At 45.5% G+C, this 17,556-nt stretch carries 16 protein-coding genes; 11 read left to right on the top strand and 5 right to left on the bottom strand.

What is annotated here, in order from left to right:
- Positions 1-74 precede the first annotated feature (74 nt).
- The 5 genes from DFP75_RS08770 (at position 75) to DFP75_RS08750 (ending at position 4,986) form a co-directional block, all read left to right on the top strand.
- Positions 75-695 (top strand): glutathione S-transferase family protein, encoded by a 621-nt coding sequence (locus DFP75_RS08770; RefSeq protein WP_110574693.1) that lies wholly within the window; start codon positions 75-77, stop codon positions 693-695.
- Between the two features lie 188 nt (positions 696-883).
- Positions 884-1,735, top strand: coding sequence for an ABC transporter ATP-binding protein (locus DFP75_RS08765; protein ID WP_110574690.1), 852 nt, complete (start codon positions 884-886; stop codon positions 1,733-1,735).
- Positions 1,736-1,747: 12 nt separating this feature from the next.
- Positions 1,748-2,731 (top strand): ABC transporter substrate-binding protein, encoded by a 984-nt coding sequence (locus tag DFP75_RS08760; RefSeq protein ID WP_110574689.1) that lies wholly within the window; start codon positions 1,748-1,750, stop codon positions 2,729-2,731.
- Complete coding sequence (locus DFP75_RS08755) at positions 2,728-3,786, top strand: FecCD family ABC transporter permease (RefSeq protein WP_110574687.1); 1,059 nt, start codon at positions 2,728-2,730, stop codon at positions 3,784-3,786. The genes DFP75_RS08760 and DFP75_RS08755 overlap by 4 nt, the downstream gene beginning before the upstream one ends.
- 81 nt (positions 3,787-3,867) lie before the next feature.
- Positions 3,868-4,986 carry a PA0069 family radical SAM protein gene (locus DFP75_RS08750; RefSeq protein ID WP_110574685.1) on the top strand — a complete coding sequence of 373 codons (1,119 nt, stop codon included), beginning with the start codon at positions 3,868-3,870 and terminating at the stop codon, positions 4,984-4,986.
- A gap of 93 nt (positions 4,987-5,079) precedes the next feature.
- On the opposite strand, the gene DFP75_RS08745 is transcribed toward DFP75_RS08750, so the two are convergent.
- Positions 5,080-6,396, bottom strand: a complete 1,317-nt coding sequence (locus tag DFP75_RS08745) for a methyl-accepting chemotaxis protein (protein WP_110574683.1) — start codon at positions 6,394-6,396, stop codon at positions 5,080-5,082.
- A gap of 183 nt (positions 6,397-6,579) precedes the next feature.
- Between DFP75_RS08745 and DFP75_RS08740 the strand changes: the two genes are divergently transcribed.
- Positions 6,580-7,629: a zinc-binding metallopeptidase family protein gene (locus DFP75_RS08740; RefSeq protein ID WP_110574680.1), complete on the top strand. Its 1,050-nt coding sequence runs from the start codon at positions 6,580-6,582 to the stop codon at positions 7,627-7,629.
- Between the two features lie 311 nt (positions 7,630-7,940).
- Here DFP75_RS08740 and DFP75_RS08735 read toward each other — a convergent pair whose 3' ends face one another.
- The 4 genes from DFP75_RS08735 to DFP75_RS08720 all read right to left on the bottom strand — a co-directional run bounded on the left by DFP75_RS08735 (position 7,941) and on the right by DFP75_RS08720 (position 12,875).
- The gene (locus tag DFP75_RS08735) at positions 7,941-8,993 is read right to left on the bottom strand and encodes a methionine synthase (protein WP_110575102.1); all 1,053 of its coding nucleotides are present in this window, start codon (positions 8,991-8,993) and stop codon (positions 7,941-7,943) included.
- A 57-nt stretch (positions 8,994-9,050) separates the two neighbouring features.
- The gene (locus DFP75_RS08730; protein WP_110574678.1) at positions 9,051-10,025 is read right to left on the bottom strand and encodes a DUF1852 domain-containing protein; all 975 of its coding nucleotides are present in this window, start codon (positions 10,023-10,025) and stop codon (positions 9,051-9,053) included.
- Positions 10,026-10,296: 271 nt separating this feature from the next.
- Entirely contained in the window at positions 10,297-10,806 is a 510-nt protein-coding gene (locus tag DFP75_RS08725; RefSeq protein WP_110574676.1) for a DUF7482 domain-containing protein, read from the bottom strand.
- Positions 10,807-10,859: 53 nt separating this feature from the next.
- Positions 10,860-12,875, bottom strand: coding sequence for a sigma-54-dependent Fis family transcriptional regulator (locus tag DFP75_RS08720; RefSeq protein ID WP_110574674.1), 2,016 nt, complete (start codon positions 12,873-12,875; stop codon positions 10,860-10,862).
- 318 nt (positions 12,876-13,193) lie between these two features.
- Between DFP75_RS08720 and DFP75_RS08715 the strand changes: the two genes are divergently transcribed.
- From DFP75_RS08715 to DFP75_RS08695, 5 genes are read left to right on the top strand one after another with little or no spacing between them, the layout of a single operon-like run.
- A complete protein-coding gene (locus tag DFP75_RS08715; protein ID WP_110574671.1) occupies positions 13,194-14,282 on the top strand; it encodes an ABC transporter ATP-binding protein in 1,089 nt (362 codons plus the stop codon).
- Between the two features lie 2 nt (positions 14,283-14,284).
- On the top strand, positions 14,285-15,442 hold the full coding sequence (locus tag DFP75_RS08710; RefSeq protein WP_110574669.1) for an ABC transporter ATP-binding protein: 1,158 nt from the start codon (positions 14,285-14,287) through the stop codon (positions 15,440-15,442).
- Positions 15,432-16,301 carry a carbohydrate ABC transporter permease gene (locus DFP75_RS08705; RefSeq protein ID WP_110574667.1) on the top strand — a complete coding sequence of 290 codons (870 nt, stop codon included), beginning with the start codon at positions 15,432-15,434 and terminating at the stop codon, positions 16,299-16,301. Before DFP75_RS08710 ends, DFP75_RS08705 begins: the two co-directional genes overlap by 11 nt.
- A 9-nt stretch (positions 16,302-16,310) precedes the next feature.
- Positions 16,311-17,204: a carbohydrate ABC transporter permease gene (locus DFP75_RS08700; protein WP_245927016.1), complete on the top strand. Its 894-nt coding sequence runs from the start codon at positions 16,311-16,313 to the stop codon at positions 17,202-17,204.
- A gap of 11 nt (positions 17,205-17,215) precedes the next feature.
- Positions 17,216-17,488 carry a DUF2160 domain-containing protein gene (locus tag DFP75_RS08695; RefSeq protein ID WP_110574665.1) on the top strand — a complete coding sequence of 91 codons (273 nt, stop codon included), beginning with the start codon at positions 17,216-17,218 and terminating at the stop codon, positions 17,486-17,488.
- Positions 17,489-17,556 lie beyond the last annotated feature (68 nt).

Raw genomic sequence — 17,556 nt, 5'->3', positions numbered from 1 at the left:
CCTTCAATTTAATTGGCTTTTTTCTGTTTCAGTCTTGTCACATGATCAGACCATCAACAAAGAAGGAAAGACTTATGATTCTGCACGATTTTTTACCCTCAGGGAACGGTTATAAAATCCGTTTGCTATGCGCCTGCTTAGGCCTGAAAGTAACACTGAAACAATATGACATTACCAAAGGGGAAACGCACACAGAATCTTTTTTGGCGATGAATCCAAACGGGAAAATTCCAGTGCTGGAGTTGGACGATGGAGAGTGCTTGAGTGAAAGCAACGCGGTGCTTCTCTATCTTGCAGAACAACACCAATCGGCCTTGTTACCAAACAATGCCATGCTTAGAGCCAAGGTCTATAAATGGTTATTTTGGGAGCAATACAGCCACGAGCCAAACATTGCCTCGCCACGTTTCTGGCTGACTCACAACGCCATGACGGAGCTAAAAAAACACATGCTGCCAGATCGTATTGAGCAAGGCCGCGCCGCGTTAAAACAAATGGAAGACACGTTAGCCACGCAAACTTACTTAGTCGGTGATTCCATCACACTGGCGGATATTTGTTTGTTTCCTTATACCCATGTGGCGGAAGAAGGCGGCGCCTATCAATTATCCGACTATCCTAATATTCAGCGCTGGATTAAAGACATCGAAGCCTTGGATTGGTTTATTCCCATTAATCAAGCACACATTATTTAATTCCCACATGAGAAGATGAAAATTCACCAGCCAGCAAACCTTGTTGCGTGAAACACCCTTCCGTATAGTCTCTGCTCGTCTATATATCCTTCTCTCCGCTATTTTTCATCAGCAGGGAGAAGGATTGACTGTATTTACGACATTCGATGTTATCATGTAACAAACACCTCTACGGAACCTGATTTACCTTGATTAATGAAGCGCCTTCAACTCTACCAAGCGACACCCAACAAGAGGATTCTTCCTACTCGTTTTTTTCTAGTTGCCGACCTGCATGTATGCAGTTGAACGACGTGGCTTGGTCTCCATATCGAGACAAAGCATTACTTAAGCCTGTCACTGTGACGGTTCACCCAGGTGAATTTCTTGCCATCGTTGGCCCAAATGGATCAGGGAAAACCAGTTTATTACGCTGCCTTTATCGCACCAATAAACCCAGCAATGGCACAGTTTTGCTTGATGGTAAAGACATCTGGTCGCTATCGCCACGCCAATGCGCTCAACGCATCGCCACCGTTTTACAAGACACAGGAGGAGAATTTGGCCTCAGCGTTTTTGAAATGGTCGAAATCGGACTGACACCAAAGTCTCTTGTCTGGGGGCGCTCCGAGGAAGATTCTCAAATCGTCGAAAACGCACTCGCCTTACTTGATGTGGCCCATTTGGCCGAGCGCTCCTTCGACTCTTTGTCTGGTGGTGAACGCCAGCGGGTAATTATCGCCAGAGCCTTAGCGCAGCGCCCTGACATACTGATTCTAGATGAGCCAACCAATCATCTAGACATTCGCCACCAACTCGATGTGCTCGCGTTATTAGCAAAACTGCCTTGCACGCTCATCGTGTCATTGCACGATCTCGCCTTAGCCTCTGCTTATGCTGATCGGGTACTGGTTATGCAGAATGGCGAAATGCAAGCTTGCTCGCCACCAAACGATGTCTTTACCAAACAACGCATAAAACAAGTATTTGATGTGGACACCATCATTGATGAGCATCCCATTACACAACGCCCAAGATTCTCTTTTTATATCAATGATTAACAGGATAAATTCATGACAACGAGTGTTACTACAAACATCAAACACACATCATTACTCGTTAGTGGCGCATTGTTAAGCCTTTTACACACAGGCTTAGCGAGTGCCTCTGATTACCCTGTCACCGTACAAAGCTGTGACCGCCAAGTTACCTTCAATCAAGCACCAAAAGCGGCTGTATCAAACGACGTCAACTTGACCGAGATGATGTTAGCACTCGGCCTGCAAGATCATATGGTCGGTTTTACTGGCGTGTCTGGCTGGAAAACCTTAGACCCAAAATTGCGTAATGGCATCGGTGAATTACCTGAACTTTCGCCAAAATACCCCAGCAAAGAAGTGCTTTTGGGTGCTGACGCGGACTTTTATTTTGCTGGCTGGAACTATGGTATGCGTGTTGGAGGTGGCGTTACGCCTGACACCTTGGCACCGCTTGGGATCAAGGTGTATGAGTTAACAGAAAGCTGTATTCACATCATGGACAAACCGAAAGTTTCCATGGATGACCTTTATGTGGATTTACTAAACCTAGGTCGTATTTTTGGCAAAGAAGAACAAGCACAGGCCTTGATACAAGGTTACCAACAAGACCTTGAGAATTTCCAAGCTAATCTAGCGCCATTAAAAACAGCACCAAAAGTCTTCGTTTACGATTCCGGTGAAGAACAACCCTTTACCTCGGGTCGCTATGGCATGCCAACCGCGCTAATCGAAGCCGCAGGCGGCAAAAACATCGTCGATGACGTACAAAAAAGCTGGACACAAATGGGTTGGGAAGCCGTCATTGATCGTGCACCAGACTTTATTATTATCGTTAACTATGGCGATGTGACCGCAGAACAAAAGATCAATTTCTTGCGCAGCAACCCTGCTTTTGAAAACATTCCGGCGGTGAAAAACAACCATTTTGTCGTTTTAGAATACGTGGAAGCCACACCCGGCCCGCGTAATATTAATGCGATCAAACGCTTAGCCGAGGCTTTTAGAACCGCGTTATGAAGCCTGCCAACAAAAAGCTCACCATTATGGGACGTGTTCCCTTGCCTGCTTTGTTAATCATGCTCAGCATCTTACTGCTGTTATTAATGGGCGTGGCAATTGGCGTGGGTTCCGTATCCATTAGCCAATCCACCGTGTGGAGCGTGATCGGTCATAAACTGTCGATCACCAATACACTGCCTAATTGGTCAATGGGACGCGAAAACATCATCTGGGCGGTGCGGTTACCAAGAACGTTGCTCGCTGCCATGGTCGGCGCGGCTTTGGCGATTGTGGGCGCCGCGTTGCAATCCGTAACTCGTAACCCTTTGGCGGATCCGCATTTATTGGGTGTGTCTTCTGGTGCGGCGTTAGGGGCGATTATCGCCTTGCTCCATACAGGCATGATTTTAGGCGTGGTGACGGTTCCCGTGTTTGCTTTTCTTGGTGCTTTGTTGGCGATGTTTTTAGTCTTGGCGGTAGCAAACTTTTCCTCGGCACACAGTGCGGGACGTTTGATTCTGGCGGGCGTGGCGGTAGCCTTTGTGCTGACAGCCTTAGGGAATTTATTCATTTTTATGGGCGATCACCGCTCGTCTCATACGGTGATTTTCTGGATGCTCGGCGGCTTGGGGCTTGCTCAATGGGGACAGCTTTGGTTTCCACTGGTCACGCTTTTATTAGGTTCCGGCTATCTGATTTACAACGCCCGTTATCTAAATGCCATGACGCTTGGCGATGAAAGCGCCAGCACCTTAGGCGTTCCGGTTGAGCGATTCCGCCTGATTGTGATTGTTGTCTGCGCGCTGCTGACTGGCGCAGCCGTCGCCTTTTCCGGTGTCATCGGCTTTGTCGGCCTGATGGTGCCGCATATCGTGCGTTTGTTGGTGGGTGGCGATTACCGCAAAGTCTTACCTTTATCCGCGTTATTCGGCGCTCTGTTCCTCGTCGCGGCTGACATTGCTTCCAGAATCATCATGCCACCGGAAGACATGCCAATCGGCATTCTTACTGGCCTAGTCGGCGGCATCGCCTTTGTCTTCCTGATGCGACAAAAACGTAACGTCTCGCTCTAAATAAGCCAACAAAAGAAAACTTGCTTTATTAAAATTCAACACCCAAAATACTGTTTATATATACAGCATTTTGAGTGTTTTATGTCTGCTTCTTTTACCAATAACAGCGATCAAAAAGGCGAGAAATCGCCTTTCAATCATCCTATCAAGGGGCGCGGCACAGCCAATAATATAGCTGGGCGCTTTGCTATTACGCTGGTTGAAGTAGATGAAAACGACGAAGCGATTGCTTTGCTGGAAACATCATCGCCCAAAACAGAAGTTCGTCATGAACGCGCCAAAAGCATCATCAGCCGCAATTCCTCTCCTGACATTCCTTTTCGCATGTCTGTGAATCCTTATAAAGGCTGCGAACATGGTTGTGTGTATTGCTTTGCTCGACCAACTCATGCGTATTTAGATTTGTCGCCAGGGTTGGATTTTGAAACCAAACTGGTTGCCAAAACCAATGCAGCGTTTTTGTTTGAAGAAGAACTGGCACACCCAAAGTATCGCTGCGAACCCATTGCATTAGGCATCAATACTGATGCCTATCAGCCGATTGAGAAACAACTCAAAATCACTCGGCAATTATTAGAAATTGCCTTGGCCCACAATCAGCCCATCTCGCTAATAACCAAAAGCACCTTGATACTCAGAGACATAGATTTGCTCGCGCAAATGGCAGAAAAAAAGCTTATCCATGTGGCGATCAGCGTGACGACGCTCAATAACGATTTAAAGCGTATTTTGGAACCTAGAACGGCATCAGGAAAAACACGTTTACAAGTGATTAAAACCTTACGTGAAGCTGGTATTCCGGTTTCGGTTCTTGTCGCACCGGTGATTCCTTTTATCAACGATAACGAGCTAGAAGAAATCGTCGCCGCTTGCGCGGAGGTTGGCGCGCAATCCATCAATTACATCATGTTGCGTTTGCCTCACGAAGTGGCGCCTTTATTTTCCGACTGGCTCCACCAGCATTACCCAGACAGAGCTGAACACGTTTTGCAGCGCATTATGGACATGCGCGGTGGCAAGCTCTACAACAGCCAATTTGGCAAGCGCATGACGGGGGAAGGTATTTTTGCGGATTTAATTAACCAACGTTTTCACAGAGCACGACGCAAGTATAGATTGGATGACAACCGATTAAGCTATCTCGATTGTCGTCATTTTGCGGTTCCGCCAAAGGAAGGTGATCAGATGGCCTTGTTTTAAAGGCTCAGTATCAAATGCTTTTTTAGCATAAAAAAATCCCCTAAGAGTAAAAGCTTAGGGGATATTGATGTTATTTCTATATTTCAAAAACGCTTATAACTTATTGTTAAATTGGCTTACGGCATCAACCACTTGTCTTGAGCCTGTCTGAATATCATTCATCACATGACCCGCTTCCGTTGAAAGGTCGAGGGCTTTTTGAGCCTTCTCCATACTTTCTTTGATAAGTGATACGGCCTGCTCCGTCAGCTTTTTGTTGTCCCCAACCACACTGATGATTTCTTCTGTCGCCGAGCTGGTTCTAGAAGCAAGCTGCCTGACTTCATCAGCAACCACCGCGAAACCTCGTCCCTGCTCACCAGCTCGTGCCGCTTCTATCGCGGCATTAAGCGCAAGCAAGTTTGTTTGATCGGCAATACCACGGATACTTTCAACCAAAGCGGCTACTTTCAATGACTGAGTATTGAGCTCGATTATTCCTTGGCTCGCATTGCCCATCTGCACTGAAAGCTCGTCCATTGTCTGAATCGTCGACTCAACAACTTTTTTACCTTTAACAGCGTCTGCATCACTTTTCTTAGAAATGTCATAGGCGATCTCAGAAGTTTCAGAAATCGCGAACTCACGATTCATTTGCTCGGTAATAACCGTCGCAAACTTCGCGACTTTGTATAACTGGCCACTTTCATCACGTATTGGGTTATAAGACGCTTCTAACCACACATCATGTCCGTGACTATCAATGCGTTTAAATCGATCGGAAACAAACTCACCTGAACGTAAGCGCTGCCAAAACTGTTTATATTCCTGAGATTCCGCTTCTTTCGGCTCACAAAACATTCTGTGATGCTGACCTACAATTTGGCTATTAGAATAGCCCATGCCTTTTAAGAAATTATCGTTAGCATTTAAGATGATGCCATCTAAACTAAATTCAATTACAGCCGTAGAGCGATTCAACGCCGCCAACATATCTTCATCTTCTTTAGATTGAGAGATGGTTCGCGTCAGTTCCGCTGAGTAAACTTCCAATATCACGCGCCCATCTTCAACCTGTTTTTTCGGTTGAATAATCGACCGATACCAGGCTTCTTTACCCTGCTTCGTTTCAAGCTGTAGAGCGCCATGCCAATGTTTCTTCTCGCTAATAGCAGACAACATTTTTTGGCAATGTTCTTTTTCTAAAGACTTGCCAAGAATAAAGCCTTTAATGTTTTCACCTATTAATTCAGCTTTTTCAAAACCACAGGACTTTATGAAAAGCGAGTTTGCATCGACTACCTTTCCGTCTGGTGTTATAGAGAAATACAACATTTCTTGTCTAAGGTCGGCCTGTGTCTCTTGGAAGGAAACAAGTTCTTTCTCTAATTCAGTAATTCGGGTCAATAATTTATTATTACCAAATAGCATTTGCTTCTTCCTTAGGTATCTCAATTCGACTTTATTAAAGAGTAGCGGATGTTTTACACGAACACGACAATATTTTTATTTTAAGAAAACAACTTAGCACTATTTACACAAAAATATTATGTAAATAAGCCAATTCAGTTTATAAACAAGCTTCGACTTACCCCTTTTTTGGAATCTATTTGCATGCCTAGTGATGACTTTATCGATTTGCTCAAACTGCTTATTCGCGCACCCAGTGTGGTTGGCGCAGAGCATTCATTTTTCCGTGTCTTACAACGCGAACTGGAAGAGCGAGGGGCAAAGGTCACTTGGTACGAAGGTTTGTTGGTTGCCCAAGGCAGCGATCCGTTTAGCACTATGTTCTCTGCGCACATTGATCGTCATGGCTTGGTTTGTACGGGCCCGAACGAATTCCAATACGCCGCGTTTGTTTCAGCTAATCGCACCGATTTGTTGAATAACTCGGTTTCTGAGGAGTTGATGACCAAGGTTACAGAGCGTTTCAACCATGAAGAAATCTACGCCTACGAACCTTGGTCTGGCGTATACCGTGGCAAAGGCACCATTAAAAGCTCATACGTTTGTGAATTTCGTAACAACTTAATTTTCGAAACAGAAGGCTTAGAGAGCGTTGTCGCTGGCACTCCCATTGCGTTTAAAGACCAATTACATGTGGTTGATAATCGCTTAGAAGGCCAGTTAGATAACGTGATTTCAGCCGCGGCTTTGGTGCATCTTTTTGACCATGGTTTCAAAGGCACCGCCTTTTTTACCGCACAGGAAGAAGCAGGAAAAAGCTGGCGCTATTTGCTTGAGTGGTTCCGCCGCTTTGGTGGCTCAACCAACCGCTTGTTTGTGGTGGATACCAGCCCATTTCCCAACGTAGAAGCCGCCAATGAACAGCTTCTGGTACTTAGGGAAAAAGACGCCAACGCCACATTTAATAAAGACAGCACCAAGCTTCTTGAAGAACTGTGCGTCAAAAACAACGTCAGTTATTTATACAAGAACCGTTATGTAGAAAATGAAAACGCCAAACGGGCTGAGCAAGGTTTGCCGCCAAGCTCCCTCGGTAGTACTGAGCTTGGCCGCATTATCGCCGCATCAAATGGCTTGGTAGATGGTACAACCATTCAAATCCCAACCATTGGTTACCACACCATGCATGAGTCAGCGGCAGTAGAATCTGTGGATGCGTTTTTGAATATGTTAAAAGTTGTGTCGAATATTTAGATTCACCAGATTCTATTATTACAATTAGAAGCAACACATCAAAAATCCCGTTTCGATATATAAATTCGAAACGGGATTTTTTTACGATTGAGGCAAAATGCCCCCACCCCAAGGGGCGAGGTATCGGTGTTTTATTGGATTAACGCTAGCTATGTACATACGTCATTCCCGCGAAGGCAGGAATCAATCAATTATGCTCACCAAAAACAACCCTATTTAGACAACACCACTGGTTTCCCGCCTTCGCGGGAATGACAATCGTGACTATAGTTATTCGCGCCACGAGCAGCGAGCAATGACACCCGAAGAAATTAATTCGACAATAAAGCCAGCTCTTTTCGAATGATGTCTGCACCCGCTGTTAAGGCATGTAGCTTGCCTCTTGCAACCTCACGCGGCAACGGCGCCATGCCACAGTTAGTACAAGGATAAAGCTTGTCGGCGTCGACAAACTGCAGGGCTTTGCGCAGAGTATTAGCGACTTCCTCTGGCGTCTCAATGGCATGGTTCGCCACGTCGATGGCGCCGACCATGACTTTTTTACCGCGAATCAGCTCGAGCAATTCCATTGGCACATGTGAGTTATGGCATTCAAGCGAAATAATATCGATGCTGGATTGTTGCAGCTTAGGAAAGGCTTCTTCATATTGTCGCCATTCAGACCCCAACGTCTTTTTCCAATCCGTATTGGCTTTGATGCCGTAGCCATAACAAATATGCACTGCGGTTTCGCATTTAAGGCCTTCGATGGCGCGTTCTAAACACGCGATGCCCCAATCATTCACCTCATCAAAAAACACATTAAACGCGGGCTCATCAAACTGGATGATATCCACACCAGCGGCTTCTAACTCTTTGGCTTCTTGATTGAGAATCTTGGCAAATTCCCACGCGAGCTTTTCGCGGCTTTTATAATGATCATCATAAAGCGTATCAATCATGGTCATTGGGCCTGGCAGCGCCCATTTAATCGGTTGCTTGGTTTGCTGACGTAGAAACTTAGCATCTTCAACAAACACAGGCTTGATGCGACTGACAGGGCCAACAACCGTCGGCACGCTCGCATCATAACGATCACGAATTCTCACCGTCTGGCGATTCTCAAAATCCACACCGCTGAGGTGCTCAATAAAGGTGGTCACGAAGTGTTGGCGCGTTTGTTCACCGTCACTGACAATATCAATACCCGCTTGCTGTTGTTCTTGTAGCGAAATACGCAACGCATCCTGTTTGCCGTCCAGCAATTGGTCACCTTCTAATTTCCAAGGAGACCAAAGGGTTTCTGGCTCTGCCAGCCATGTGGGTTTAGGCAAACTGCCGGCTGTTGACGTGGGTAGAAGTGTGTTATTCGTCGCTGTTGTCATAATAAAAATACCGTCTATTAAATGTAATATTGACCAAGTCGCCATAGATTCTAGCGTTTATGCGTAATTCGCAGCCCACTGCTCAAGTAGCCTTTGGTGAGGTTTTATAAAGTGCTGTTCAGCAAATTTGCCTTGCTCACTCGCCAATTGACTGCGTTCTTCACGGTCATAAACAATTTGCGTTAGAGAGTGATCGAGGTTGTTTAAGTTGGGTTGATAGCACTTTCCAGCGACCGCGTTAGCATTGTAGATTTCTGGTCGGTAGATTTTCTGGAAAGTTTCCATCGTGCTGATGGTGCTAATCAGCTCAAGATTGCTGTAATCGTTCAGCAAGTCACCCACAAAATAAAACGCCAGCGGGGCAGCGCTGTTGGCAGGCATAAAGTATCGAACCTGCAAACCCATCTTCTGAAAATAGAGTTCAGTCAAAGACGTGCTATTTGGTTGATATTCAACCCCCAGAACCGGGTGTTGATTTCCCGTACGCTGATACGTTTTGTTGTCTGAAACACTCAGACAAATAACAGGTGGTTTGCTAAAGCTTTCTTTAAAGCTGTCTGATGCCACAAAGCTTTTAAAGAGTTTTCCATGCAGATCGCCAAAATTTTCAGGGATGCTAAATTCGTTTTGGCCTTTGTTATGGTTTGGCAGCAAAACGCTGAAGTCATAATCACGCACATAAGAAGAGAAATTGTTTCCTACAATGCCTTCGATACGCTGCTCAGTGTGATGATCAAAAATATTCGTCTTCAAGATTTCAATGGTTGGAAAGGACTGACCCTTCCCTTCAATATCGACATCAACTGAAATGATTTCAAGCTCAACAGTGTAACGATCTCCCTTTGCGTTATCCCAATGCGCCAAGGTATTAAAACGATTGTTAATCATCCTTAATGCGTCACGTAAATTCTCTTGTCTTCGCTCTCCCCTAGCCAAATTCGCAAAGTTGGTTGTGATGCGAGTATTGCTAGAAGGACGGTAGCTTTCATCGAAACAAATGCTCTTAATGGTAAAGGTAAAATCGTTATTCATGGTGATCTGATATCCTATTTTCTGAAGTGAAATAGGGATCTATTCCTTGTTCTCACTTGCCAGTTTGTTGATTGTTGGCGATTGGCCTAACTATTCTCTGAGTACTGTTATACGCAACTAAAAACATGAACAAAAATGAATTTAATTTAAATATGATGAATTATATTCATGATTAAAAAATAGACACTGCACAAAGCAGTTACTTTTTCTCGAGAATAAATAGACTGGGAAAGACGAAAACGCCCTAGCTAGAGCGTTGTTTTATCGGACTCTAATCAACAAGGGAAAACGGAATAACCGGACAATTGAGCACAATATTGGTCCGTTCGATGGTGACCAAGCCCTGATCTTCAGCCGTAAGAATGGCTTCTTCAGACCTCAGCTCTGTTGCCTTACTTGGGTCTTTCCATACAACGACGTACATCAACCAAAGTGGTGAGTAATGAGTATCTTGGCTTTCATAGCCTAATGGCTCAGGAACTGACGCAAATACACTCCACGCTTGCTCTTGATTTGGAAAAGCATACACACGCTCCAATACCGTTTTGACTTGGGGCGGTTTGGGATAATTTGGCACGGCATCACGCAAACGAGGCGCATAATTGGCATTTTTGGCTTTTGCTACCCCCTGATCAGAGACATCGGTAGTAATGTAGCGAACTTCTTTGCCTTCATGCCAGCCGTGCAACAAAGGCAAGCTAACCTGAGGCGTATCTTTCATAACGCTGCAAGCAGACAATGCACACGCAAAAACGATGGCAAACACACTTTTAACTATCATGTATGTGAACGTCCTTAATAAGGTTAATTTTCTCATCCATTCTAACCTCGTAATCATTCTTCATTTTCGTCTTTTAACTTCGCGTATTTATAAACCGTGTTCCGGCTCACTCCAGCGGTTTTGGCGGTTTGCGAGACATTGCCTTTGAACTCGCTTAAGAGCCTAGGTATCAAGTCTTCTAACGGTTCATCTTGTTCGCTGGCAGCCTTTGATGATGCTGAATCATCAACTTGCCCCATGGCATCGAGGTCGTCAAAAAAATCATCAGGCAAATGCCATTCTTCTAGCTCTTCCTCATCGGCCATTGCCATGCCGACTTTCAGTACATGAGCGAGTTGACGCATGTTCCCCGGCCAAGGATGTCTAACCAATAATTCAAGCATATCTGACGATAAAGCAGGGCCGGGCTCTTCTTTTCGCAGACGTTCATGCAAATAACGAATCAATTCAGCCTTGTCGGTACGTTCACGTAATGCTGGTAATTCGATGTTTAACCCTGAGATTCGATAATATAAATCTTGGCGAAAACGTCCTTCTTTCACTTCTTCTTTTAAGATGCGATTGGTGGCGGAAATCAGTTTAATGTCCACAGGAAAGGCTTCTGTTGAACCCAATGGCGTAACCACTCTTTCTTGCAAAACACGCAATAAACGCGACTGCACAGCCATGGGCATTTCACCAATTTCATCGAGAAATAACGTACCGTGATGCGCGCGACGAATCAGACCAATTGAGCCTCTATTTTGTGCACCAGTAAAAGCGCCTTTTTCATAACCAAAAAGTTCAGACTCAACCAATTCCGCGGGGATGGCGGCACAGTTTACCGCTACCAGCATCTCTTTAGAACGAGAGCTATGATAGTGCAAACTGCGCACAAAAATTTCTTTCCCAGCCCCCGTTTCACCATGAATCAGAATAGGAATGTCTTTCTCCATAATCTTATGAGCCTGACGAACTAAACGCTCCACCCGATCATCACCATGCTGTAATTCGGACAGTGGAATCACGTTATCTGGAATCGCTGCAGAAGAAGGAGATTCCGCTTTTTTAATTTTTTCTTTTGGCGGATTTTTTTCATTCATAACAATGACTTCTGGTTGGCTAGGAGCAATATAATCGGCACGCTGACGAAAGTCTGGTATGCGCATAATTTGCTGTACGGGCGGAATGACTTTGACGTAAAACTGATAACGCCCCATGGCAATCAGTTTCATCGGTAAGCTAAAAGGATGATGCTTAATTTCACGCATTTCGATATCAAACACCTGATTGATATTTAGCAGAGCTAAATCTCTCGCCAACACCACTTCCGCACGACGATTTGCAGAGACAATCGTGCCATTTTCATCAAGCACTAAAATGCCCGACCAATGACTGTCCAAACTGACCACATTGGTATTAAAACTGAGAATGAAATGTTCCTGTTGGAAAGCGGAAAATATCAGGCGATTTTCCACACTCAGGGACATGAGCTTGACCATGCCAAAGGTATGATCTTGTGGCAAATACGCGTCTGATGAGATATCCAACACGCCAACCAAATCGTTTTTGGTGTTGTAAATAGGCGATGCAGAGCCAACCATGAAGCGATTAGCACGTAAGAAGTGTTCATCCCGACCCACTTGGATCGCTTCACCTGTAATCAGGGCTGTCCCAATGGCATTGGTTCCGACACCCATTTCAGTCCATTGGTTACCACCCACCAAACCATGTTGTGCAGCACTGCCAAAACGCGGTTGCCCCCAAGTGTTCAGAACATGGCCTTGGCGATCCGCCAAAACGATCATACAAGCCGAATTGCTAAGGATGTTCTCATAATACGGCAATACTTCGTTTTCAGTGGTTTCCAACAAGCTACGATGCTGATCAACTAAATCGTTTAAGGTGCCTTTTGGTAGCGTCGCAAAATCAGGACGACTGCTGTGATCCAGGCCAAATTGCTCGCAACGATACCAAGACGCTTGAATGCGCTCTTTGTGAGTTTGCGTCAAATTCGTTTCTGAGCTCGGGTCTATAACCTTAGATTCTGCGGCATTTTTTTGTTGTTTTTGTTCTTCTTCGTCTTGCATTTACAACTCCAACACACCGACCTAGACAGTCAAAGTGTGCATGAAATGTTCACTTTAATTGAATGACTCTAAACACTTTGAACAGTCGTGAACAGTACTTTTTCGAATGTGAAAAACAGAATAACGAATAGAAAAAGACAATAATTCCTATATTTTTCATGATGTTAAGCGTCCTAATTAGCATGAAAATATTTTTGGCACGGCTTTTGTAAGTACTTATTACATACAGACAAAATTGCTGTGTGTTCATTTTTGAGCCTTGCACAAGACCAAAAGCGTGCACACAAGAAAACAATAACAACAAAAAAGGTATTTACAATGTCTCTGACGCTGCAGAATGTATCGCGCGTTGTTGAAGGCGAGACGTGGATCGATGACGTAAACCTGTCTCTCGAACCCGGCTCTTTCAACGTTTTACTTGGACGCACCCTGTCCGGTAAAACCACACTAATGCGCCTCATGGCGGGTCTTGATCGACCCACCAAAGGAAAAATCCTCATGAATGGTGTGGACGTAACAGGGGTTCCTGTTCGTGAACGCAACATTTCCATGGTGTACCAACAGTTCATCAATTATCCCAATCTCACGGTTTACGAAAACATCGCATCGCCACTGCGTTTAGCAAAAATGGATGAAAAAGAAGTCGACCGTCGCGTACGTGAAACCGCTGAAATGCTCCGCATTGATCCTTACCTTGATCGTCTGCCACTGCAACTATCTGGTGGCCAGCAACAACGTACTGCCATGGCAAGAGCCTTGGTAAAAGACTCGCAAATCATCTTATTCGATGAGCCTCTGGTTAACTTAGATTACAAATTACGTGAAGAGCTACGCCAAGAATTACGCGCCTTGTTCAAAGCCCGTAACTGCATCGCCATTTACGCCACAACCGAACCTAACGAAGCCTTGGCTTTGGGTGGCAACACCGCCGTTTTAAACGAAGGTCGTTTGCTGCAAATGGGGCCAACCGCCGAGGTTTATCACCAGCCAAAAGACATTATCACTGCAGAGATGTTCTCTGAACCACCCATCAATGTGGTTCCTGGTCGCGTCAGCGAAGAAGAAGTCACTTTCGACGACACAGTGCATTTCCGTTTGAACAGCGATTTGCGTCGTCTTACACCGGGTGAATATCAGTTTGGTGTGCGTGCTTCTCATATCGGTTTAGTACCTCATTCCGACGATGATTTAGAACTGCCAGTCCGAGTGGATTTAGCAGAGATCAGTGGATCTGAAACCTTCTTACATGTGCACAATCCACACTTTGATTTAGTGCTTCATCTGTCTGGTGTTCATGCCTACCAAGTGGATCAAGAAATTAAGGTCTACTTCCCAACGCACAAGCTGTACGCCTTCGATGCCCAAGGCAAGATGGTGCATTCCCCAGCACGAATGAGGGATCAATAATCATGGCTTCTATAACCTTAAATGCCTTAGCGCATACCTATACCGACAATCCAACCAAACCAGAAGACTACGCCATCCGCGAAATGTCTCACGTTTGGGAGCAAGGCGGTGCTTTCGCTCTACTTGGTCCATCTGGCTGCGGTAAATCCACCCTACTGAATATTATTTCTGGGCTGCTAAAACCGTCTAATGGGGAGGTTTTATTTGACGGCAAACGCGTTAACGAATTAAAACCCGAAGAACGTAATATCGCGCAGGTTTTCCAGTTTCCTGTGGTGTACGACACCATGACAGTGTTTGATAACTTGGCTTTTCCCCTGCGCAATATCGGCGTGCCGGAATACAAGGTGAAGTCGAAAGTTTACGAAGTCGCCGAGATTCTTGAGCTGTCTGACCAGCTAAAGCGCAAAGCCAAAGGTTTGTCAGCGGATCAGAAACAAAAAGTCTCCATGGGACGCGGCTTAGTACGTGACGATGTGTCGGCGATTCTGTTTGATGAACCACTTACCGTTATCGATCCTCAGCTGAAATGGAAGCTGCGCCGCAAGCTAAAGCAGATCCATGAGCAGTTCAACATCACCATGGTGTATGTGACCCACGACCAATTAGAAGCCTCGACGTTCGCCGATAAAATCGCCGTCATGTACAACGGGCAAATCGTCCAATTCGGCACGCCACGAGAATTATTCGAAAAACCAGCTCATACCTTTGTTGGTTACTTTATCGGCAGTCCTGGCATGAACTTTTTTGAAGCCGAACTAAAAAGCAACGGTGAAGAAAAAGCAGCGCTGATGTTTGGAGAGCATGAAATCTCCGTCAGCGATGCCATGTTAGCGCGTTTAAAAGCCATGGGAGCTAATAAAGTCACCTTGGGCATTCGCCCTGAGTTTGTTCATGTTTGGGAAGGCAAAAATGACGACGCTTTTTCTGTCAATGTGGATTACGTGGAAGACCTTGGCACCTACAAGATTCTGTCTTTCATGTTCCATGGGCAAGTAATGAAAGCGCGTTTGAGCGAAGACCAAAAAGTCCCTTCAGGGCAAATCTATGTGAGCTTTCCGGAACAGTGGACCAAGGTCTATGTGGACGAATATTTGGTTGATGTAGACGGTCAACCAGACACAGCAGATCAGAATAAGGAGACCGACCATGCAAACTAAAGTCGAGAACAACAAGGCATGGTTCCTTGTTATGCCCGTTTTCCTGATCGTTGCTTTCTCTGCCATCATCCCATTGATGACGGTGGTGAACTATTCGGTGCAGGATATTTTTGACCCTTATACTCGCTACTTTGTTGGTACTGAGTGGTTCAAACAAGTGATGCTAGACAGCCGCTTACATGAAGCTCTGCTACGTCAGTTTATCTACTCATTCACCATTCTGATCATTGAAGTACCACTGGGTATTTGTGTTGCCTTGATGATGCCAACAAAAGGTCGTGGTGCCTCTTTGGCTTTGATTCTTGTTGCCATTCCCCTGCTGATTCCATGGAACGTTGTGGGCACAATCTGGCAAATCTTCGGCCGTGCTGACATCGGTTTGTTCGGGGCCTTTATGAGTAGTATCGGTGTCGATTACAACTACGCGTCTGATCCGACCGATGCTTGGTTAACTGTCGTCTTGATGGACGTGTGGCACTGGACGCCATTGGTTGCCTTGTTGTGCTATTCCGGTCTACGAGCGATTCCTGAAGTCTATTATCAAGCGGCACGTATCGACCAAGCGTCTCGCTGGGCGGTATTCCGCTACATCCAGCTGCCTAAGCTTACTAACGTACTGATTATTGGTGTGTTATTGCGCTTTATGGATTCCTTCATGATTTACACCGAGCCTTTTGTACTAACAGGCGGTGGCCCAGGCAGTTCTACAACTTTCTTGAGTCAGTCCTTGGTACAGCAAGCCATCGGCCAGTTTGATCTTGGCCCTGCGGCAGCCTTCTCGCTGGTGTACTTCTTAATCATCTTGCTCGTGTGTTGGGTGTTCTACACCACCATCATGAACATGCAAAAAGACAAGTAGGAGCGGATCATGACGCAATTAAAAACATCAATGACACGCCACAATACAGGCACCAAAGAACAAGCTCCGGTTTACAGCAAAGCTGAACGTAAGACGCGTAATGCCCACCTTCGCGGTCGCTTTGGTTTGGTGCTGTATTTGGTTCTGTTATTACTGCCAATCTATTGGCTGATTAATATGTCATTTAAAACCAATACGGAAATTCTTAGCGGCTTATCTTTCGTCCCAGCGGATTTCACCTTGGCGAACTACGCCAAGATATTTGGCGATCCAACCTGGTACATGGGTTACGTAAACTCAATCTTTTACGTATCCATGAACATGGTTATCAGTCTACTGGTTGCCTTACCTGCTGCTTATGCGTTTAGTCGCTATAAGTTTATTGGTGATAAGCACATGTTTTTCTGGCTGCTATCTAATCGTATGGCACCACCTGCGGTTTTCTTACTGCCTTTCTTCCAACTGTATTCGTCAGTGGGGTTGTTCGACACCCATATCGCTGTGGCGCTAGCACACTGTATTTTCACTGTGCCATTAGCGGTGTGGATACTGGAAGGTTTTATGAGTGGCGTACCGCGTGAAATCGACGAAACAGCGTACATAGATGGCTACTCGTTTCCGAAATTTTTCGTACGAATTTTCATTCCTTTAATTCGTTCCGGTATCGGTGTAACGGCCTTCTTCTGCTTTATGTTCTCTTGGGTAGAACTCTTGCTCGCACGCACATTAACGTCAGTCGAAGCAAAACCTATTGCCGCCATTATGACGAGAACGGTGTCTGCTTCTGGGATGGATTGGGGGCTGCTCGCGGCCGCAGGTGTACTGACAATTATTCCGGGAATGCTGGTCATTTACTTCGTTCGTAACCATGTGGCGAAGGGCTTTGCCCTTGGTCGAGTGTAAGGAGAATTATTATGGCTTGGATGTCTTGGACATTACCCACTGCCCTGTTTTTTATCGGCATTGCTGTGATCTTGGTCGGTATGACCACATGGCAATTGATCTCGCCTTGCGTAGAGCGTCGTGGCTTTTTGCCACTGGCAACCACGCGCGGTGATCGCTTATTCATTGGCCTGCTTAGCAGTGCTTTTATCCACCTTGCATTCGTTGCGTTAACGGATGTGAACATCGCGGTGGCAACCGCCCTATGTGCACTCTGGATGATTATCCTAATGCGCTGGGGCTAGTCAGCGTCCTTATCAGTAATAAAGGATGGAATTTTTGGCACGGAAGCCAAACCTAAAAACCAAAAGAA

It is taken from the genome of Marinomonas alcarazii, from assembly GCF_003208215.1.
Taxonomy (GTDB): domain Bacteria; phylum Pseudomonadota; class Gammaproteobacteria; order Pseudomonadales; family Marinomonadaceae; genus Marinomonas; species Marinomonas alcarazii.
Note: the sequence above shows the minus strand (reverse complement) of the source record. Positions and strands in the feature narration are given on the sequence as shown.